Here is a 21236-nt window from a genome sequence, read left to right as displayed (position 1 = left end):
TATCAACTAACCTAAGAGTATTGTGCTTAAATCTATCTTTTACATAAGAATATAAGGATGATTAAGAATTAAAAATTAAATAAAGGTACATTAGGGTATTGAAACTATAGGAATCCGGTTTGATTTCTGAAAATATACGTAGGATGTGTTAGCACAGAGAGTACGGCATCAAACTCGTGTTCATAGTGCGTTACGAACTCCGTTCTAACACACTCTACAATACTTAATTTCGTTCAAAAATCAAATAGTAATCCTATATGAAGATAACTAATAACCCAAGTTGCTAGTTACTCTTATGGGCGATCGCTTTGGGACAGTAAAGCAATAAAATGCCCTCCAAGAAGAGAAAATTAGGAGGGCTAAATGCTAAACGAAATAATTTCCATATATGCTATCATAGACGACCTGTTAAAGGCGATTGGGCATAATGAAGATTGTCGTCGAGAGATGAATGACGCAGAAATTATTACAACGGCAATAACATCGGCGATGTTCTTTAATGGTAATCATAGTAAGGCTTGTACCTATATGAAAGAACATAAGTTGATATCTAATATGTTAGAAAAGTCACGATTTAACCGGAGATTACACAGTGTCTCAATGTTAATCAACGACTTGTTTCATCAAGTGGGAATGGCACTGAAGGAAATTAGTGATTCCACTGAATATCTTTTAGACTCGTTCCCAGTGCCCATCTGCGATAACATCCGTATCTTTAATGTAAAAATAATACAGTCGGCGCAGTATAGAGGTTACATCGCATCGAAAAAACGATATTTTTACGGGGTTCGAGTTCAGTTATTAACAACCAAAAATGGTATTCCTGTCGAATTTGTGTTTATGCCTGGTAGTGCCAACGATGTACGTGCTTTAAATGCCTTACCCTTGAATCTACCACCTGGTAGTGAAATTTATGGTGATTCAGCTTACACCGACTACACGATTGAGGATGACTTGGAACAAACAAGTCACATTTCTTTAAAAGTCATGAGGAAAAAGAACTCCAAGCGTCAAGACCAGCCTTGGAATCAATATATTAAACAACATACTCGGCATTATATCGAAACTGTGTTTAGTAGTATCACTTGTGTTTTTCCAAAATCAATACATGCAGTCACTTATCAAGGGTTTTTACTTAAGCTACAAGCATTCATTTTTTCTTTTACTCTTCAACAAGCTTTTATTGAATAAGTAATTTATACAACTAATAGGCATTTAAGTAGCTGAATGCTGGCAACAATGGCATCGGCACGTTGGCGCTAGGCACCAACTTTGTTGTACGCGATCGCATGAATTGAGTGATAACAAGTGCATATCAGTCGATAACCAGCAACTTGGGTTAATAGTCTTAGCTTGCCGTAATGCACCCTACATTTTAATATAGCGGTTGTTCACTATCTAAAAAAGTTCATAAATAACCAATTCAAGAATTCAAATTTTAAGAGAGTTATATAAAGGGATTTAAACCCTCAGTAAAATTATAGATACTTGTAGATATAGGGGTATAAAACCCTATGTTGTAAGATTATCGGAATTTGTATTGCCAATCTAACTCTCAATGCGGTTTGGATAAGCACTGTTGACCTTTGCTGTGAATTGAGAAAAGGGTAAAGGTTTAAAATTATTGGCGTTGCTGAATTTAGGTATTAAAATGATTTTGCGTGATTTCAAAACCTTTGTAGAGACTAGTAATTGCAAGGTCTCTACATCAGGATTCATACATTTCATCAGCAACGCTAAATTCCCCTTTCCCCTTTCAGCTAACTGTATGGGAGCAAAAAAGACAAAGAAGGAAAAAAGAACTCCTAACTCGTAACGTAACTCTAGATATCAAATAACTTAGTTGACCTTACGTTGGAAAGTAAATGTTCCAGACTGTCCAGGTTGCAGTGGTCCGGGAATTGTGTCTAGATAGGTAGTGATATCAACACCAATCGCATCCGTTACTGCTGCTCCCAAATTTAGATAAGTTACAATTCCGGCAGAATCAATTGCAGTACTAAACACATGGCTAGTATCTACTTTTCCATTGTTGTCATTGTCTTTCGCCCAGTTATTATTAGTGGAATTACCATTTTCAGTAATAATGATTCCAGTTGCATTCAGAGTAGCGTTATTTGAGCCGATGGGAACTGATGAAATATTGGTGTAAGTAATGCGATACTCAATAATATTGCCGACACCAGGCTTTTTCACTGTTGTACTAAAAGTGCTATCATTCGCAGCAACAGCAGAGCCACTTCCTTGTAAAAGCCGAGATTCTTTCACAAGTTTCAAGAAACCTGTGTAAACTTGGTCAATTGTATTATTGGAAGATTCTCCAGAGTTAAACGCTCCATCATTATTGCTATCTACAAAAGCTCGAATTGTCACAGGAAAAGCTTTACCCGTATCTGTTGATAGAGGCGTTCCTGCTGGTAAATTTACAGTTACGGTGTAATCAACTGGCAAATTATTGAGGGTTGGTAGGGAAATTCCTAAGCCAGAAGTCAAGGTGAAGCCTGTGCCATTGTATGTGTAAGTGGCAACACTGACTCCAGAAATCAAGGTTACGGTTGTACCTGATGGTAGGTCACTCGTATTGGTTGGGGTAACTGGTACTAATAAGACGTTACTTAACAGAGTTGGATCGGGATTTAGTATAGTATTCAAGAAGCTCACCGGAGCAGGATCAAGGGTAGATCCTGGCGGCAGATAGAGGGGAACAATCGCTGATTGGTTTGAAAAATCATTATTATTATCAGTTGCTCCCACAGCGTTAGGAAACAGGTGCGGCCCATTCAAAATCGAGGTTTGGGCAGTCATCGTAAAGGTGTTAACTTCACCTCCAGGCCCTTGACCTGTGTTGTTATTAGTACTATCTGCCCCTTGAATAGTAACATTTGCTACCCCAAGATTCGGAACATTTGAACCAACAGTACCATCATCATTAAAGTTGCTAGGGCTTTGGTCGCCTGACTCATCATAAACTAGCTGATTGAGTGCATCACCTTGAGTTTGACCAAAACTCTGAGCAATATTAGCAATTGTGGCGGTGGAAGTTAGAACTCCATTTGTCACTACTTGAAAGGATAATCCATTTACTGTTGTACCTGCTGTAAGAGTACCAGATTTCACAAATCCAACACGAGTTACTAAGTTTAAATCAACTGGTACAATACTAGTCCAAAGGGCATTGTTCGCTGTCACTAGTGTAGGTGTCACAGTGTAAACAACACTCCAACCTGTAGGAGGAGTAACTACGCTTGCTAAGTGAGTATTTACGGGAATAGCATCAGATACCAAAATTTTGGCACCAATCAGCCCATCTACGTTGATGTTTGTACCTACCAAATTTGCAGGAGTTAATCCTGTACTACCTGTGGGACTTGTGGAATCAATTTTTAAGCTCAAATCGTAGGTCAACTTATCATCACTCAGATTGTTGGGTGTACTGGAATCTGAATAGCCAGAACGAACTTTTAAGACTTTAGCAAAAGCCTGTGGAATTGCAGAGATAGTAGTTGTTTGTATAGCACTAGCTTCTCGTTCTCCATTCAGGGGTATCCCTGCTGTTTCTCCTGCTGTTCCATCTAAATTATCAATGGTGCGGACTTCTGTAGGGTTTGAGCCATCAGGACTATCAGGTTGGTTCTGGGTAGCATTACTGTTATCGTTAGGGCCTGTGTCACCTAATAATACGGTGATAACCGAACCCGGCGTTGCTAAAAGATTAACTGTGACAGGAACACGTACTTTGACAAATCCACTGACAGGAATGGAACTAGTGGTAAAACCAGTAGTAGGAATAGTAGTTTCAAATGTACCGTTACCATCTAAATCTGCGGTGATTGCGCCAGCTGTTGCTGACCCTGTAATAGTAGCTTTACCCGGAATGAAGAAACGGGTAGGATCATTCCCCACATTAGTAATCAAAAAATCGTAGTACAGCAAATCGTTAGATACAACACTACCACCTGTTGTATCTGTCATACCTTGAGAAGCCACCGTAATTCCTGCTGTCTCTGCTACAGAAACTGTTACAGTATTGGAAGTAGTTTTATTAAGAACATTTACTCCCAAATTATTCACGTAATTATATTCAGCAGTTGCAGTGTTGTCGATAGTAGTACCAGAGGTTGTACCATCTGCCAGAGAAGGCATTACTACTGTAAATGACCCTCCTAAAGAAATTGCTGCTACTAGTAAAAAACGGTAGTGATGAAAATTATGAGCAAAAAAGTTCCGTAATGGTTTCATGATTTATGAACTGATTTTCAGCCCTTGAGTTGTTGTTATGTAACATCTTGCACCAGTTGTTTGAAAATATTTTTGTAAGGCAAACACTGCTTTGTATTTGCTTAAACCGTGATTTTGAATCTGTAAGCAATACTTACTCTACGAATATTGAGGATGGTGCAAGATATGTTTTCCTAGTACCTTTATCTACGAGACGCTGTACGACCGTGTAAATTTTAATTAATGTTACTCATAGAGTCGCTAACAGAATTCTGAATTGCTATTAATTAGGAGTTTGAGACATTTCATTAAAATGGCTTGTTTTTAACTAACTGTAGTAGTTATAGAAATAAAAACGACGCAAAAATTACGGCTAAATCAAACCACAAATGTATGAATTTGTTTTCTATTATTGTGTAATAAATCACAACAAAATTTCCATAATATTTTATGGACTGTTTATTTAGTACAGACGATTAATCCACAAATTACAAAAATAAGTGGATGAAAACAAATTAAACATTAGACTTGTACTTTCAAAGTTTTATTACTGATAACTTTGATTTCAAGTAAATAGGTCGGTGTTGAAAATTGTCGTTATGACAAGGCAGAAGGCAAAAGGAAAGAGCTTTTTAGGCAACTTTACTTTCCGTTACATACTTCGGTTTTTTTACGCCGTTTTACTTAACTTCATCTGTTTCTTATAAAAAACCAATGTTGCTAGACTGATTTGGTACTGAACTTTACATACTCTATTGTGTTTGTAGAGCTTGATACTTCACCACCGTAAACTTACTTAATTTAAAATCTTGCTGTATGTTAAGCAATTGTTATAAATACTAAATTCTTGACCCTTAACTCTCACTACAGTTTGGTTAAGACAAAAACTAGATAGACTGAGGGTTATTACTGAGGTGTACTGAGATGAAATCAGGTACGGTACTCCAAGCCTTAGAAACTGCGATGTCAGTTGATGCCATTAACGAGGCAAAATAGTTAAGATTAATTTGATTATTTGAAATTTTTATTCTCTCCAGAAATGCGAATTAATTCAGCTACAAGAGCAGCGATCGCAGATACTGTAATCAACATCACACTCAATGCGTTAATATCAGGTTTGACTCCGGTTCTAATCCGACTAAAAATTTCCATTGGCAGGGTGTTATAACCGCTACCAGCAGTAAAACTGGCAATGAGAAAGTCATCTAAACTGAGAACAAAGGCCAAGAGACAACCAGCTACAATACCAGGCATTAATTGAGGTAATAATACTTTAATAAAAGCTTGCGTTGGTGTAGCGCCTAAATCTAGTGCTGCTTCTTCTAAGTGAGGATCTAAATTGCTCAGTCGTGAACCAACCACAAGTCCGACGTAAGCCAGACAAAACACGATATGGGCTGCAACTATTGTCCACAAACTCAAAGGTATGGCAAAGGCTGCTAGACATACTAAGGTTGCTACTGCGATCGCAATATCAGGAATAATCAATGGTAGGTAAGCAACACCCTGATACAATTTTTTACCAGGAAATTCGTAACGCGCCAACCCAACCGCCATCAAGGTTCCCAGTACTGCTGAAATTCCTACTGCAAAGCCAGCAACTATCATACTATTTTGCAAAGCTGATAAAATGCGATCGTCACTGAATAACTTGCCATACCAATCGAGAGTGAATCCTTGCCAAGTTGCACTGTAAGGTGACTGATTAAAGCTATAAAAGCTAAGTACCAGTATGGGTAGGTACATGAACACAAACATCAGCAGTGAGAAAACCGCCTGCCATGAGACACGCGGTTTTTTGAGAGGAGGAGAGATATTCACGTTTATATTTGATTTTTATTGATAGCAATACAAAATATCATATTTAATGTAATAAGTCAATAAATTAACTCTTTTTTCTCCCTTTTGTCTGCTGTTAAAAGCTTAGATAGAATTCTTAATACAACTTCACCGCTTCTTATTTCAAAATACCTACTTTACGAAAATGTTTCCTTTGGGTGGCTACGGGTTATTCTTTAGAGTACGGAAAGCCGTCTAAAAACTGCCTATGCAATTCATGCTTTAAATAACGTTTTAAAATCAGATAATTGACAGGCAATAGTAGACTATTTTCGTTAATTATCACCATTTAACCTAGAATTTGACAATTTTAGAAAATTTATATTTATAAAAAAATCTGTACTTAGAATTTTACCAAATCACCAAAAATCAATAAATTAAAATGTATTTACCTCTTTAGTAGAGGGTAATTTCCGTACAAAGATAGACGAAGGATATAGAAATAAGGGCATAAGATTTTGAGAGAAGTTTTAAAAAGCTTGGTATCTAAAATTCCTTTCGGATGCAAAGTGAATTAATTACAAGCACTAGAACAACAGAAAGAAAAACTTTTAATTCAAGTTTTATTTGTTAGGAGGTTTGTGATGCGAATAGCTCAAGTAGCCCCACTGTGGGAGAGAGTTCCACCTCCAGCTTATGGTGGTACAGAGTTAGTAGTGGGGTTACTGACCGATGAATTAGTTCGACGCGGACACGAAGTAACTTTATTTGCATCAGGCGATTCTATCAGTCTGGCAAAACTAGTGTCAGTTCATCCCCGTGCCCTAAGACACGATAGCACTATTAAAGATTACAGCGTTTACGAAATGCTGAATCTAGCTTCGGTTTATGAACGTGCAGAAGAATTTGATATTATTCACTCCCATGTGGGATGTGGGGCACTGTCCTACACGAATCTCGTTACAACCCCAACAGTTCACACGTTGCACGGTACTTTTACGCCTGAAAACGAAAAGATGTTTAGTTTTGGGAAAAAACAACCCTACGTTAGTATTTCCAATTCACAACGAGAACCAAGGTTAGGATTGAACTATCTAGCAACGGTCTACAACGGAATTGATGTCAGCAGTTATAATTTTCACGCCAAACCAGAAGATCCGCCCTACTTAGCCTTTTTAGGTCGGATGTCTCCTGAGAAGGGAGTACACTTAGCAATAGAAATTGCAAAATTTGGTGGTTGGCGTTTGAAAATGGCAGGTAAGATTGATGCCATTGATGGGGAATACTTTGAGAAGAAAATCAAACCGCACATTGACGGGAAGCAAATTGAGTATTTGGGTGAAGCTAACCATGCTCAAAAAAATGCCCTTATGGGAGGTGCTGTTGCAACTCTATTCCCCATCACTTGGCGAGAACCCTTTGGATTGGTGATGGTGGAGTCAATGGCTTCGGGTACGCCAGTGATTGCGATGAAATTGGGTTCTACTGAAGAGGTAATTTCTCACGGCAAGACGGGTTTCCTCTGCAATAATATTCAAGAATGCATCAGTGCCCTTGATCGAGTAAGCGAGTTAGACCGCTACGCCTGTCGCCAGTATGTCCAAGACTGTTTCAGCGTTGAGCAAATGACTGATGGCTATGAGGCGGTTTATCAACAAATAATAGCAAAACGATTTTCTCAGAATGGGCGTTTCCGCAGTTTGATTAGTTTAGGTAGCGATCGCACTTAAATATCGTATTTGTGTAATATTACATGTTTTTAACTAAATAGAATACAAATCATGTAGGGACGCACATCTGTGCGTCCCTACCAAATCAAGCTATCGCTCCATTTTTGTACAGTTCTAGCACTCACTCCTGGAACTCTTTCCAAGTCTTGTAAAGATGTAAATTTTTGCTGGTGACGGCTAATAATTATTCGTTGTGCTAACTTCTTACCCACACCAGGAAGAGTTCTTAATTCTTCTAAACTTGCAGTGTTAATATTTATTTTTTTAATTGCTTGTAGTTCACTTGATGAAGAACTTTTTATCTGTGGACACTGTGTTTGTTCTACTTTAATTTTTTCTTGAATTCCTGGTGGTAAGCCGGGTTTAACTTTGGCATAAAGACGAGCAAATTCGCGCACATAATGGGCAGCAACTATGGGACTTTCAATCACTACAAGCGTCTCATCATTACCATTATTGGCAGCATCCGACCAATTATGAGAACCTGTTATTACTGTTTGATTATCAATAACACCAAATTTATGATGTAATAAATCGCCTTTGGGTAACACAGGTACACCTACGGTTGTAATTGGATTTTGCCAAGGATGGTTATCAATTTCATATTTACATTTGTTACTGAGAGCAATCCCCATCATATCCAATGCCTCACTATAGGGACGATAGGCAAATTGTGGTTCAATTAAAGCGCGAATTTGCACACTTTGTTGATGACGTTTTTCTAAGATATTGGCAAGAAGCTGATCAGAAAACACAAATAACGCCATATCAACAGATTTGGTTGCTGAATCTAAAGTTTTGCCAATTAAACCATTACTACTGTTACTCCAGGGTTGAGTTGGAGAAGTAGGCGAAAACTGCACAGTAATTTTGGTGTCACCTAAAGTTATTTGTTTAGGTAAACGCATCGGTTTTTGCAAACCAAATTGACTATCCGGCTTACCTCCTGGGCCATCTCCCCACATGACATTAAACTCTTGTGTAAATAAAGATGCTAATTCTGCGCTGTCAATCTGCAATAAGTTATTGGCATTACCTAAACTGCTAGAATTTGTAAAATCACCAGAGGTATCGCTTAAAGTAAAATTGGCTGAAGTAATAATTACAATGCGATTATCCACAATCACAAATTTGTGGTGCATCAAACTGCTACCTGCTGAACCATCCGCTTGATCATCTATCCAGGGAATTTTGGCATTTTGCAAAACTATCAAAGCATCTCTTTGATTTATTTCTGCTGGACTGAGTTGATTATCTTGGTTAATATCGATAAATTTTCGAAATTCGTTGTAACGTTCCTGTTCTCTTTTATCTAACTTACCTACTTCAGCAGATGTTAAGCTGCTCCAAGGTCGGCTATAGGTATTTTCTAAAATTATCCTAACTTTTACCCCGGCTTTTTGTCTATCAGCCAGTGCTTGGGCAACTTTGGGTAAACGTAATTCTTGCACCGCCACATCTACTGTAGACTTAGCTTGTGTAATAACATCGACAATCTGTTTTTCTAAATCATCCCCAAGGCGAGTTTGCTGGCGGTAAGATTCTTTGTATTCTGAAGACTCCGAATGGTTAAAGTAAACTTGAACTAACGGATCTTGTGGTAAAGGTTGTAGACGCTGATTGAAAGACTGGACTCGTTGACAAGCAGCAAGGGGAAATATCAGTAAAAAGATATATAAAAAATATCTTCGTTTAGAGATAAGTTGCACTGTAATCTGTTAAAAGTGGATTGGGAGTGGACATATTTATCATTCCCAAAATTTTCTCTTCTGAATTAAGTAGAAAAATAACTTTCCAAGTAAAAGGAAAAATCCACTGTTAGAGGCATTACAGAGATTTTTTCAGGATTTGTCCACTCAAACTGTATACGCTGACAAAATCAGCAGCCTACTACCAACGTGTGTTCTCACCATTATCGGTTATATGCAAATTTATCTAGATTACAGCGCCACTACTCCCACTCGAAAAGAAGCGATCGCAGTTATGCAAACAGTCCTCACCGAACAGTGGGGCAATCCTTCCAGCTTACATGAGTGGGGGCAAAGGGCTGCAACGGTTGTGGAACAAGCCAGAGTCCAAGTTGCTGGATTAATTAACGCTGTCGATCCAGCATCAATAATCTTTACTTCTGGTGGTACCGAAGCAAATAATCTGGCGATTATGGGTGTAGCTCGGTTGTATGCTGTTCCTCAACATATAATTATCTCTAGCGTGGAGCATTCCGCAATTTCTGAAACAGTAAAGTTGCTAGAAATGTGGGGTTGGGAAGTTACGCGCTTGTCTGTAGATGTTAAAGGTAGAGTTAATCCCCTAGATTTAAAGGCGGCGTTGCGACATAACACAGTTTTAGTTTCTATCATTTACGGTCAAAGTGAAGTTGGAACTGTGCAACCGATCGCAGAACTAAGTAAGATTGTGCGATCGCATGGTGCTTTGTTCCATACCGATGCAGTCCAAGCTGCGGGACGCTTACCCATAGATGTGCAACAACTACCCGTAGACTTACTTAGCCTTTCCAGCCATAAAATATATGGGCCGCAAGGTGTAGGGGCGCTATATCTGCGTCCTGGTGTGGAATTGATGCCCTTACTGGGTGGTGGTGGACAAGAAATGGGACTGCGTTCTGGTACGCAAGCAGTACCGATAATAGCAGGGTTTGGTGTAGCAGCAGAATTAGCAGCCGAAGAATTGGCTACAGAAACACCACGGTTAATTGAGTTACGCGATCGCGCCTTTGCCCAACTAGCTGAAATTCCTGGTTTAATTGCTACAGGGGATAGCTGCGATCGTTTACCTCACCATATCAGTATGTGCTTAGAATACGCCGATGGGGAAAAACTTAGCGGTAAAACCTTGGTACGACAGCTGAACCTTGCTGGCATCGGCATCAGTGCTGGTGCTGCCTGTCACAGTGGTAAACTTAGCCCTAGTCCGATATTGTTAGCGATGGGTTATTCAGAAAAAGCTGCCTTGGGGGGAATTCGCATCACGTTGGGGCGTGATACGACTGAAGCTGATATAGATTGGACAGTTATGGTATTGAAGCAAGTTTTGCAAAGGCTAGCACCGGATTTATCTTTAGTTAAACGTTAAATCAAATGTGACATCATCGCATACCTGTGGGAATACTAGCTGTATAAACTAGCTAAACACCGGTGCGCGATGAGAGAAATTGGGGTGGTGAAGTAATTTAAAGAAGTTGGCAAAATTAAATGGTTTGGTGGTTTCAACAATCAAACAGGTCAAATAAATGATTATGGATTTGTAGAATGTCAGGGAAAAGGTGATATATGGGTGCATAGAACAGAAATATATTGTTCAGAATCTGATTTAAAAGAAGGAACACTAGTAAAGTTTGAATTAAGAATATATGGTAACGGATATAGAGCAAGCAATTTGCACTTACTTAATTTAAGTGAATAAAAAGATTCCGATATCATTGAATGCTGCTTTAATCATAGCGATCCTACCTATCCTGTAGATATTCAATATCAGCAACATAACCCATGTTTTGGTTTCTGTATTAATAATCCTTAAACACTACCATGAACACTGCTAAACTCACCACTGATGGCACTCACCAAATCGTTATTTTACCCGAAGACTTTCAACTTACTGGGACTGAAGTTTATATCAAAAAAATTGGTAACGCCATTGTCCTGATTGCCAAAGATAACCCTTGGGAATCCCTCATTGATAGTCTAGACAATTTTTCTGATGACTTCATGACTACTAGAGATCAGCCAGTTATTGACACTAGAGAAAGTTTTTAAATGCGATACCTGCTTGATACGAACATCTGTATTTACCTCATCAAGCGAAAACCCCAAAAAGTACTGGATAAATTTCAAACCCTTAATATTTCTGATGTTGGTATCTCCTCCATCACCGTTGCCGAACTCGAATATGGAGTCGCCAAAAGCCAACAGCAACAGAAAAACCGCACCGCCCTGCTGCAATTTCTGCTACCTCTAGAAATTGTCGAATTCAATCAAGCATCTGCGACAATTTACGGCAGTATCAGAAGCAATCTAGAAAAGAGAGGACTTATGATTGGTGCAATGGATATGCTGATTGCTTCTCATGCGCTGAGTTTAGGAGTTACCCTCGTCACCAATAATGTGCGAGAGTTTTCTCGTATTCTTACGCTCCTATTAGAAAACTGGGTTGAGTAGTTCTGAATAGGCTATGTGTCATGACATTGCGTTGCTGGGGTTTCCCCAGTTGTACCTTTACTCAAAAGCCAAGCTACGTGCGGCGTCTCCTAACGGGAAAGGCAAGTGTCGGTGGCGTTTACACTTTTACCACAATGATTTTGCGTCTCTACAATAAGATTCATACACCTAATTAGTAACGCCGCCAAAAGGGTTAAATAAATCTTTTCCCAAAAGGCAATATTTTGAGTCATAAAGGAGTTCAAGCATGACTTATTTTTATTACTTTTGAGGCTTTTTTTGAATGAATAAATTCATCATTGGAATTGGGATGTTCGTTGGCTCTACGATTGGTAGCTACATCCCTGCGTTGTGGGGTGGAACTGTGCTATCATTCACCTCAATCTTTTTCAGCGTCATTGGTGGCCTTGTAGGGATTTGGCTTGGGTATCGCGTATCAAAATATCTAGGTTATATCTGATCGGCGCATCGCTGAAAGTCTTAAACGAGTATTTTACCAACAGGTAAAATTTTGAGCGTATCTTCTATGCGATCGCACTTCTTCAAAAAATGAGCAAGCAGTCAGAGAATCTCGACTCAGCAGTTTTTTTGCAAGGGTTCTTTGCTATCCTCTAAAAACACTGCTAAGAAATAAACTCACCAGTTGTTTCCCAAAGAAAAGCCAATCCAACCAAAATACAATGTGAATAGCTACTATTACCCAAAATACAACTTGGTATGAAACCTTGCTACTTTTGTGGCGTAATCTTCGTTGGGCGATAAATGCCCCCAACCATCCACCCATAAATTCACATAAATGTAATCTCTTTTCTGATATTCTCCAACGCCCCTGCTTTGCACGATATTTATCATCTGCATACTGTACAAAAGTAATAAAACTCATTACAGGATAGAGAATCAGAGGGATTGGGTTGAAAGTCGTTAATGCAAAATTTATTGCTCCTAAACCTGGTAATAATGATAAAAGCAACACCTCAAATATTAAAGAATATTTTGCTATAGGTTTAAATGTTACTTTCTCTATTGAAGAAGGTGAGGTTTTCAGTATAGGTTTGGATACAACTCCCTCAATAAAGGCGTTGCAAGCATGAACTCTTCCATTTTTATCAACCGTTAGCTGATAGCAAATCACATCACCAACTTGGGGACGATGATTTGTTTCTTTGAGTGCAGTGATATGAAGAAAAACGTCTTGATTGCCATCACTGGAGCGGATAAAGCCAAAGCCCTTGTCATCTTTCCATGTTGTTAGTTGACCTTTACGCAAAACAGGTTTCATAAAAGACGCTGATATTAATACTTTATTATTAAGATTCCCATATCAATACCAACAGACAACATTAATCCTGAAGCTGTCCATAGATAACCTTCAAGTTAGTGTTTGCACACGATGTCAGATTTGCTACCGTAAAAAGTATCTCAGCTAGATTGACACTCTCGTAAGTCAACAAAGAATCCCACTCCCAACCCTTTCTCGCTTGCGCGGAGGGGAGACAAAGTATAGCTTTGGCGGGGTGGGGTTCTCTGAGTTTAATTAAGTAATCAAGCGGATATCATAATCAGAGCGATGTCTACGACGGGTTACGCCTACGCAAAAACCAATGCCCACTGAGCCTTTATATCCTGAGGCTGATCGTCATCGCCTGTCTACTCAATCAGAGCTAATACTGGAACAATGGGAGTAATGCTAAAACCACATAATAAACTATGAGTGAACTTCCCAATAGTCTTGAAGATGCGATCGCCCAATCTCGTGTAGCCGTTCAAGCTGCCCTTGCAGATGGCTGTACTCGCATACAAGTTGAGTTCTTGTTCCCAGAACTCAAGTTTATGCCGGTAGCCGAACAATTTCTGCCACTGTTTACAGAATATGATTCCCGTTTGAAGATTTTCTTTGCTGACGCTGGTGCTGCGGCTTTAGCCCGACGTGATTGGGGTGATGCACCATTTCAAATTTTGGATATTGGTACGGGAAGGGCTGCTTCTTTGCAGACAAAAATTCAGCCAGAGGATGAAATTTTCTTATTTATCGCCCCCACTTCTGTAGAAGTACCGCAGTTGGAAAAGTTATGTGAAGTAATAGGCGATCGCCCTTTAGTCTTATTAAATCCCCGCCTAGAAGATGCTGGAACTGTGGGCATTGGTTATACAGCTAGAAAAGTCCGCGATCGCTTTATCAGTACCATTGAATCTGCTTATTACCTCCGCCCTGTAGACGATGAAACCGCCGTGTATCGCTGCTATCCAGGACAGTGGGAAGTTTGGCTGGAAACCAACGACGAATATCAAAGAATTGCCGAATTACCCACGAAACCATCGGGTGATGAGTTGGATCTCATCCTTTTAAAAGGACAACCGCAAACAACAACAGATGCGACACCTGCAAGAAAGCCCAGTGTGTTTAAGAGTTTGCAACGGTTCTTAAAGGCGTTGAGTAGTTAAGAAAAAGCAGAGGTAGCAGAGGTAAATTTTATTATCTGCTACCTTTTTTTATGCGAAAGCTACAAAATAATGAACTGTTTAGACTAATATTATATAGAAAGTTTTTAGATGATTACGATTTAAGCTTTATATCCTTTCTTCAACAAAACAAGCAACTTCTTCTTAGGTCAGCATTAGCAATGAATTTATTAGGTAAGATAGTTATGACATCATTGACTATTGGTATGTTATTCCTATTTTTAGGATCTATGCTGTTATGGTTCAGTCCTAATTTGTCATCGTGGTTGTTCATTCCGGGTAGTGTTCTCTTTGTAGGCTCAATAATTCTTGGCTCACTTCACACTATTATAAGTATCTGGAAGGATTTTTAAGCTCTAACTCATGCTCTATACTAAACATATAAATACTTTATGAATCGGAGCATTTGCTTGGCTAGGATGGATGAGTTTATTTAGTAGTAGTAGTTGTATAGGAATCCGGTTTGATTTTTGAAAATATACGTAGGATGTGTTAGCGACAGCGTAACGCATCAAACTCGTGTTCATAGTGCGTTACGAACTCCGTTCTAACACACTCTACAATACTTAATTTCGTTCAAAAATCAAATAGTAATCCTATATATTTGAACTAGTTGAGTAAAGAGCTTGATGTTCATGAATATAAGTACCCTACATGATATTGAGTGTGCTGTCAGTCAACTTTCACCGGAGGAGCTTGCTGCTTTCCGCGTCTGGTTTGCAGAATTCGATGCGGCTGTATGGGATCAACAGCTTGAGGCAGATGTAGCTGCGGGTCGGCTTGATGCTCTGGCTGAGAAAGCGTTGCAAGATTTGAGAGCAGGACATTGTACTGAACTGTGAGACACCGAGCAAGCCCAAATTTTTGGTATTGCTATCGACAGTTGCCAAGTGATGTTCAAGAATTTGCAGATCGATGCTACGAGTTACTAAAGCAAGACCCTCGCTATCCATCACTGCATTTTAAGAAAGTAGGACGTTTTTGGTCAGTACGAGTGGGTTTACACTATCGTGCGCTAGCTGTGGAGCAGGATGATGATTTTGTGTGGTTTTGGATTGGGTCACACGCAAAATATGACAAACTGTTGGAGTATTAGGTAGCCAGTGGTCTTTTTGCAATCCCCCGCAATCGGGATAAGTTACCTTTATTTTGTAATGGGCGGGTTTCCTGCTGTAAGGATTCCAGCAAGGTTTGGACTAATTGCCAGCGATGCCTGCGGCGGGCTGCGCCTACGCTAGTCGATAATTGTAGCGCCTGTTTTTGCAAGTTTTGTAATGTCATTAGCTTTTTCCTGCCTTTATCCCACAGCATAATCTGTACAAAAAACCTCTTGCTTGCAGTTTAACTATTTATTATGATGCCCTCAGTACTTAACTATCTAACTGCTGGTATCAACTTTTTTCTCAGCCTGTATGGGGATTCTAAACATATTTAGCCAAAATGAGCAGGAATAAAAGTTAGAAATTTGATTATTAACTCCTAACTCCTAACTTTTTTAATTCCCTTGCAACGGCGCATTTAATACTTTCTCGATGCGATCGCGCGTCTCTAATAAGTGCGCTTTGGTATATTCATCATCTGAATTAACCCCCTTGAGTTTCTCATCTAGTTGTTTGAGTTTATACCACGCCAGAGTTCGGGCATCTTCTGGGACATATTCTTTTCGCAACACCATACCAGTCAAAATATCCAGGTATTGCCGTTGCAAGCCTCGGCGCAAACTAGCAATCTTCATTGGTTTACCTTTTGGTTTGATTACTTCTGTCCAGATACCTGATTGCAAAGTATCAAATAGTTCCGGCAGAGTCAGTGCATTTTCTGGCTTCGTTTTCAGTTCAATATCCTTGAGGCGAGAGAGGCGATCGCCTGAGAGCAAATCTCGCAACACAGAACCTTGCATGAACAGCACCAAGTCATGAATTGGAAAATCTAAACGACCAACTTGCGGAGTACTACCCCAATGTCGCCAACGAGAAGGTGCTAATTTATTCAATAATTCGGGTGAAAAGCTCAAGGCATCTTCTGCAAATAAATATTTTTGCAGTGTTTCTAAAGCTTGTCGTTGTTCTTCAACTGGTACCGATTCAAATGGTAATCGGCCTTTGCCGACTTCAGAGGCGTTCCCAGAAGGTATCTCACTAGGGTGGATGCGATAAAAAGACTGTCCGCCAATGTATTTTGTGGTGTAATATATTTGCTGAAAATAGTTACCCAACACTGTGCTAAAACGTTCGCTCACATCGCTGTAACTATCACCAGCCATTGGGTAACGCTTATCAAGACGTTCCCACATCACCCGCGAATTATTCAATTGCCACTGGGAATAAAGCAGGACATTACCGCTATTATCCCAAGCATCAGCAGTTGGGTCAAGGTCATACACATCTTCATCTGTGGAATAACTCAACTCTGGCTTATAGGATTGGGCAGCAATTTCTGACAAAATTGGCTTTTCTGCTATAGGAGTTGATGTTTGAATTGGTACGTAGCCATATTTAATCGCCCACTCATCATAAGGCCCCACCATACTGGGAAAATAATCTCCCTGCTTTGTTCCTTGAGGGGCAATATTGGGCGGAATATAATCCATCACCGAAGTTGTCAGACCTTTGGTTTTGGTAATTTCCGTATTATTCATCTCGTCGGGTGGTAATAGTGTACTACCACGGAAATTATGGCGTAAACCAAGAGTATGTCCAACTTCGTGAGCGATGATTAAACGTAAATATTGATTGATATATTCTTTCACTTGGTCTGGAGTGGCCATAGTATCTGGTAGCAGTGACATCGCCAGTGAACCAAAGGCAAACTGGTTAGCAGCTTCCATTCCGTAGCATAAATCGTACTCGCCTGCCATTTTTGATAAACTACTCAACAACCCCTGTTGCCCTTTTACCTGCTGTGGCACACCCTTGTTTTTTGCATCTAAACCATTGGCGCAAAGTAGACGATTTTGCATCAAAGCTGATAAAGTACTGCGATTTTCTGTTTGGCTAGGTTGGACAATTTTGCGATACTCACTTTTAAGTGCCCGCACAAAGCTAGCATCTACGAGAATATCTGCATCCAAAATTTCCCCAGTCAATGGGTTAACGCGAGATGGCCCCATTGCAAAATAACCATCGACTGTGTTGATCCAGCGAATCGTGTTGTAACGAATATCTGCTGGGTCCCATGTAGCATCATCCGGCATTTGGCGGACTTCAATTGCATCCTTGAATCCAGCATTGAGAAAGGCTTTGTTCCACATTAAAACGCCTTCTTTGATAGCATCGCGGTACTCTAAAGGCACAGCGTTATCAATCCAAAAGACAATCGGTTTTTTGGGTGGAGAAATTGCTGCTTTCGGGTCTTGTTTTTCCAAATCCCAGCGATTGATGTAGCGGACAAAAGAATCGCCGCGATCATCTTTGGATAAATCTTGGTAGGCGGTGATGAAATAACCGATGCGATCGTCAGCAAGGCGCGGGCGATAATCTTTATCAGGTAGTTGGGAGAGACTATAGTGGACGCGCAAGGTATAACCACGGTTGTCAGCTAGTGACGCAAAGCTTGCTACTTCACTCTCACCCTTACCGTCACCAGAAAAATTTAAAACTGACTCAATTTCTAAGTTTTGGGGAAAAGCTTTAGCAGTACCAAAATAAGATTGGTCTGTGGTTGCTGGAACTCCTAAACTTGCAGATAATCCACCTAAATCTGTCAGTAGCAAATCTCCTAAGTCGATAAGAAGAGTTTTGCGTTGTGGATGAATGCTTTTAAGGGAAATGCTGTAGAGAACAGAATCACTAAAAGACCGGGTTAGCGATCGCACCTGGGGATCTCCCTCACGAGTGCGAAAATTAACATTGCGGATCACAAAGTTTAATTTATCATCTACCCGTTGGAAATAAAACAAAAAATCTTGCAGAGGCATACCACTATAAATACCCCGTTCGCCAATACCCGATTCCAGGGTTGCTGTAGCTAGGTAATTTTTATTGAGTTGTTCTGGCTTAATTTCTAAATAAATTTTATTCTTTTCTTTATTACGATATAAGGTAAACAATCCCCCTGACTTTTGGGTATCTTTGATGACTTCATCAAATGGCTCTAAATCATCTTTTGTTGGTGTTTTGCTAGGTTTAGGCTTTTCTGCGGGTTTTGCAACTTGCAAGAATGGTTGCTGTCCTGCTTTTTTAAGGTCTTTTACTACCCAAATAAATGGTTGAGGCTGTGCATGTTTATTCTGATTAACCACCCAAACTTGCCGTGACGGTAGCCTCTTTTCCTGAGGAATATTGATGTTATTTAGCGATAATGCTGAGGTTTTAGTTGAAGAAATTTCTGTTGTTAACTGACTATTGGATTTCTCTCCACTTTTAGCTGGAACTACGGCTTTTACAACCGTCACAGCCTTATCGTTAACTGATAATTTATCAATGTTAACAAACGGTGACTTAGCGTTAGCCGTTGCTATTCCTAAAAACAAACCATGTAACAAAATCATATAAAAAGTTAATCTGTTCTTCATCCCCTGTATCCCCGATAGTTATTTCGTAGTTAATTTTTAACTTTTGCAAAGTTATGTAGCCTGCTTTTTGTCAATTCTCTTAGATGCTTTAGATCAAGCAGTAGAGTTAGACTTCAATTTTAGTTGCCATTTTTCCGCAATGTTCATGCTGTGGTACAGTAGGATTTTTCCTAACAATTGCAACTCTCACAAACAGTAAGTATTATTTTTACATCAAACTAGTAAATATTGTGGGAAAAAAGTATAGCAAATTAGCCAAAGGCTGAAAATTACTTGATTTTTGAAAGAATTTTTCTGATGACACTTTATTTCATCAGGAGAAGAAGCTTGAGGTTACTACGGGTTAGCGAGAAGCCGCCGTCTACGAACACCACGAAGTTGGTGTAACCCATCGGAGATATCGCCAACCCATGAGATTTTTCGTGTAGTATTTATTGATACTATTAATTTTTGGCAATGGCAAGCAAACTAGCATAAAGAAATTTTTAATTCAAAATTCTCAAAACAGTAATTTAAATGTAACAACGGACACAGAAATGTCAACATATTTATCTCAAGTTTGGCAACTGCTGAGAAATTATGTGAGGGATATAAGGTTAGAAGAGATGCCAAAGACCACATCTGTAAAAACCGAAGCAGTGTTACCTCTAGGAAAAAGTATTAAAGAACCTTATAAAAGCATTAAATTTGCTCAAGATAATTTACAGGAAGATTTATGGTCTCAAAGACTGCAAGAAAGCTTAGAAAAATGGACAATACTAAAGAGCGGTTTGACTGATAAGGTCGGCGATGGGGCATCAGACACACTACCTTGTGGATTCTGCTTTAGAGTGTGCGATCGCCAGATGCATAAAGAAATTTATGATTTACTGGGCAATGGAGCGTTAAAACCAGAAATAGTCAACCAACTAATGGAATCGGTTGTTACTGGTCAAAAAATTCGCCCAGAACTGCTTTTTTGGCGGCTAGAAGATTTTTATCATCGCTGGTGTCAGGGAGAATTTATCGATGGGACACCAGATGATAACCTACCTCAGAAAACAATGTTAAAGCTAGCGGCGCAAAATATTGCGATCGGGCTAAGACAGGTAGACATATATACAGGGCTAAACGTACTAATTTTACTGTTAGAGTTACACCGCTACGCCCAAGAGCGAGATCAACTCAAACAAAAAATTATCTTCTATCCATCTGCTCAACCAGACACAGACAATTTTTTCACATCCCAACTATTACGGATTATCAACTATAGCGATGCCCTGGAAATTGGCAATTTTAGCAGTATAGTCGGGCAATTTCTCAGAGGCGGCAACTTTAAGGGTGCTTACCTGGGCGATGCCAACCTGACTGGGGCAGACTTTAGGGGTGCTGACCTAAGCCTTGCTTATCTTGGAGATGCCAACTTAACTGGCGTAAACTTCAGTGGTGCCAACCTAAGCGGTGCTAACCTCGGCGATGCCAACCTGAGTGGTGCAAACCTAAGCGGTGCAAACCTCACTGGTGCCGACCTCAGTAGTACCAACCTTAGTGGTGCAAACCTTAGTTGTGCAAACCTTAGTTGTGCCAACCTCAACCGCGCCGACCTTAGCAGTACTAACCTCAACCGCGCCGACCTCAATCGCGCCGACCTCAACCGCGCCGACCTCAGCAGCACTAACTTTAGCCATGCCGACCTAAGTAACGCTATCCTTTTCGGTGCGAATCTGAGTGAAGCCAACCTCCGCAGCGCCAACCTTAACCATGCTGACCTCTGTCGTGCCGACCTCAGTGGTGCTGATTTGAGTCACGCTATCCTTAACGGTACTAACCTTAGTGACACAATTCTTTTTAGTACCAACCTTAGTGATGCCATCCTCATCGCTGCTGACCTCAGCTATGCCAAACTTAACGGTGCCAAGCTTAACGACGCCAGACTCAATGGTGCAATGTTCTTAGGCGCAGACCTCAGTGGTGTAGACCTGAGTCGGGTAATCCTCAATGAAGCCGACCTCAGTGGGGTGATTCTTAGCGAAGCCGACCTCAGTGGTGCCGACCTCACCGACGCTATCTTGTTCGGTACAGACTTCAGCTATGCCAACCTTAACAGTGCTAACCTCAGTGGCAGTAACCTCAGTGGTGCTATCCTCAATGGTGCGGATCTCAGCCACAGTAACCTAAGTTACGCCATTCTCGGTGGTGCTGACCTTAGCGATGCCAATATGGAAAAAATGACCTGGGGTAAAAAGCAGCAGTGGGAAGGTGTGCGGGGATTAGAGACAGCAGTTAATGTGCCGGAGGCGTTGAAGGAAGAACTGGGATTGAATTGAGATGAGGGGGATGAGGGGGAAGGTAAAACCCAAGCTTTGAACACAAACTTCCGAG

Annotated in this window: 17 protein-coding genes; 11 read left to right on the top strand and 6 right to left on the bottom strand. The window is 40.1% G+C overall.

Going from position 1 to position 21236, the window contains the following annotated elements; translation table 11 throughout:
* The first annotated feature begins 363 nt into the window (after window positions 1-363).
* A complete protein-coding gene (locus CDC33_RS26660; RefSeq protein WP_109006873.1) occupies window positions 364-1191 on the top strand; it encodes an IS982 family transposase in 828 nt (275 codons plus the stop codon).
* Between the two features lie 648 nt (window positions 1192-1839).
* On the opposite strand, the gene CDC33_RS26655 is transcribed toward CDC33_RS26660, so the two are convergent.
* Together CDC33_RS26655 and CDC33_RS26650 are read right to left on the bottom strand one after the other, a co-directional pair.
* Entirely contained in the window at window positions 1840-4239 is a 2400-nt protein-coding gene (locus tag CDC33_RS26655) for a beta strand repeat-containing protein (protein ID WP_109011480.1), read from the bottom strand.
* Window positions 4240-5229: 990 nt separating this feature from the next.
* On the bottom strand, window positions 5230-6039 hold the full coding sequence (locus CDC33_RS26650; RefSeq protein WP_181374138.1) for an ABC transporter permease: 810 nt from the start codon (window positions 6037-6039) through the stop codon (window positions 5230-5232).
* 602 nt (window positions 6040-6641) lie between these two features.
* On the opposite strand from CDC33_RS26650, the gene CDC33_RS26645 reads away from it, so the two are divergent.
* Window positions 6642-7727, top strand: coding sequence for a glycosyltransferase family 4 protein (locus CDC33_RS26645; RefSeq protein ID WP_109011478.1), 1086 nt, complete (start codon window positions 6642-6644; stop codon window positions 7725-7727).
* A gap of 77 nt (window positions 7728-7804) precedes the next feature.
* Here CDC33_RS26645 and CDC33_RS26640 read toward each other — a convergent pair whose 3' ends face one another.
* The gene (locus tag CDC33_RS26640; protein WP_109011477.1) at window positions 7805-9436 is read right to left on the bottom strand and encodes a DUF655 domain-containing protein; all 1632 of its coding nucleotides are present in this window, start codon (window positions 9434-9436) and stop codon (window positions 7805-7807) included.
* Between the two features lie 214 nt (window positions 9437-9650).
* Between CDC33_RS26640 and CDC33_RS26635 the strand changes: the two genes are divergently transcribed.
* The 5 genes from CDC33_RS26635 (at window position 9651) to CDC33_RS39110 (ending at window position 12362) form a co-directional block, all read left to right on the top strand.
* The gene (locus tag CDC33_RS26635; RefSeq protein ID WP_109011476.1) at window positions 9651-10820 is read left to right on the top strand and encodes a cysteine desulfurase family protein; all 1170 of its coding nucleotides are present in this window, start codon (window positions 9651-9653) and stop codon (window positions 10818-10820) included.
* A 114-nt stretch (window positions 10821-10934) separates the two neighbouring features.
* Window positions 10935-11150 carry a cold shock domain-containing protein gene (locus tag CDC33_RS41725; protein WP_109011475.1) on the top strand — a complete coding sequence of 72 codons (216 nt, stop codon included), beginning with the start codon at window positions 10935-10937 and terminating at the stop codon, window positions 11148-11150.
* A gap of 122 nt (window positions 11151-11272) precedes the next feature.
* Window positions 11273-11500: an antitoxin gene (locus CDC33_RS26625; RefSeq protein WP_109011474.1), complete on the top strand. Its 228-nt coding sequence runs from the start codon at window positions 11273-11275 to the stop codon at window positions 11498-11500.
* Window positions 11501-11902 (top strand): type II toxin-antitoxin system tRNA(fMet)-specific endonuclease VapC, encoded by a 402-nt coding sequence (vapC, locus tag CDC33_RS26620; protein ID WP_109011473.1) that lies wholly within the window; start codon window positions 11501-11503, stop codon window positions 11900-11902.
* 283 nt (window positions 11903-12185) lie between these two features.
* Window positions 12186-12362, top strand: coding sequence for a hypothetical protein (locus tag CDC33_RS39110; RefSeq protein WP_181374137.1), 177 nt, complete (start codon window positions 12186-12188; stop codon window positions 12360-12362).
* A 144-nt stretch (window positions 12363-12506) separates the two neighbouring features.
* Here the strand turns inward: CDC33_RS39110 and CDC33_RS26615 are convergent, their stop codons facing one another.
* Window positions 12507-13181 (bottom strand): DUF1294 domain-containing protein, encoded by a 675-nt coding sequence (locus tag CDC33_RS26615; RefSeq protein ID WP_109011472.1) that lies wholly within the window; start codon window positions 13179-13181, stop codon window positions 12507-12509.
* A gap of 428 nt (window positions 13182-13609) precedes the next feature.
* Between CDC33_RS26615 and CDC33_RS26610 the strand changes: the two genes are divergently transcribed.
* The 3 genes from CDC33_RS26610 (at window position 13610) to CDC33_RS26595 (ending at window position 15458) form a co-directional block, all read left to right on the top strand.
* Complete coding sequence (locus CDC33_RS26610; RefSeq protein ID WP_109011471.1) at window positions 13610-14344, top strand: DUF1995 family protein; 735 nt, start codon at window positions 13610-13612, stop codon at window positions 14342-14344.
* 653 nt (window positions 14345-14997) lie between these two features.
* Entirely contained in the window at window positions 14998-15204 is a 207-nt protein-coding gene (locus tag CDC33_RS26600; RefSeq protein ID WP_199327014.1) for a hypothetical protein, read from the top strand.
* A complete protein-coding gene (locus tag CDC33_RS26595; RefSeq protein ID WP_109011469.1) occupies window positions 15201-15458 on the top strand; it encodes a ParE family toxin-like protein in 258 nt (85 codons plus the stop codon). The genes CDC33_RS26600 and CDC33_RS26595 overlap by 4 nt, the downstream gene beginning before the upstream one ends.
* Here the strand turns inward: CDC33_RS26595 and CDC33_RS26590 are convergent.
* Window positions 15455-15643, bottom strand: coding sequence for a hypothetical protein (locus tag CDC33_RS26590; RefSeq protein WP_109011468.1), 189 nt, complete (start codon window positions 15641-15643; stop codon window positions 15455-15457). The two genes, CDC33_RS26595 and CDC33_RS26590, sit on opposite strands and share 4 nt — an antisense overlap.
* Before the next feature lie 214 nt (window positions 15644-15857).
* Entirely contained in the window at window positions 15858-18875 is a 3018-nt protein-coding gene (locus CDC33_RS26585) for a zinc-dependent metalloprotease (RefSeq protein ID WP_109011467.1), read from the bottom strand.
* Window positions 18876-19411: 536 nt separating this feature from the next.
* On the opposite strand from CDC33_RS26585, the gene CDC33_RS26580 reads away from it, so the two are divergent.
* On the top strand, window positions 19412-21181 hold the full coding sequence (locus tag CDC33_RS26580; RefSeq protein WP_109012715.1) for a pentapeptide repeat-containing protein: 1770 nt from the start codon (window positions 19412-19414) through the stop codon (window positions 21179-21181).
* Window positions 21182-21236: the final 55 nt, after the last annotated feature.

Source organism: Nostoc commune NIES-4072 (assembly GCF_003113895.1).
GTDB lineage: Bacteria > Cyanobacteriota > Cyanobacteriia > Cyanobacteriales > Nostocaceae > Nostoc > Nostoc commune.
This window is presented reverse-complemented; position numbering and strand designations above follow the sequence as displayed.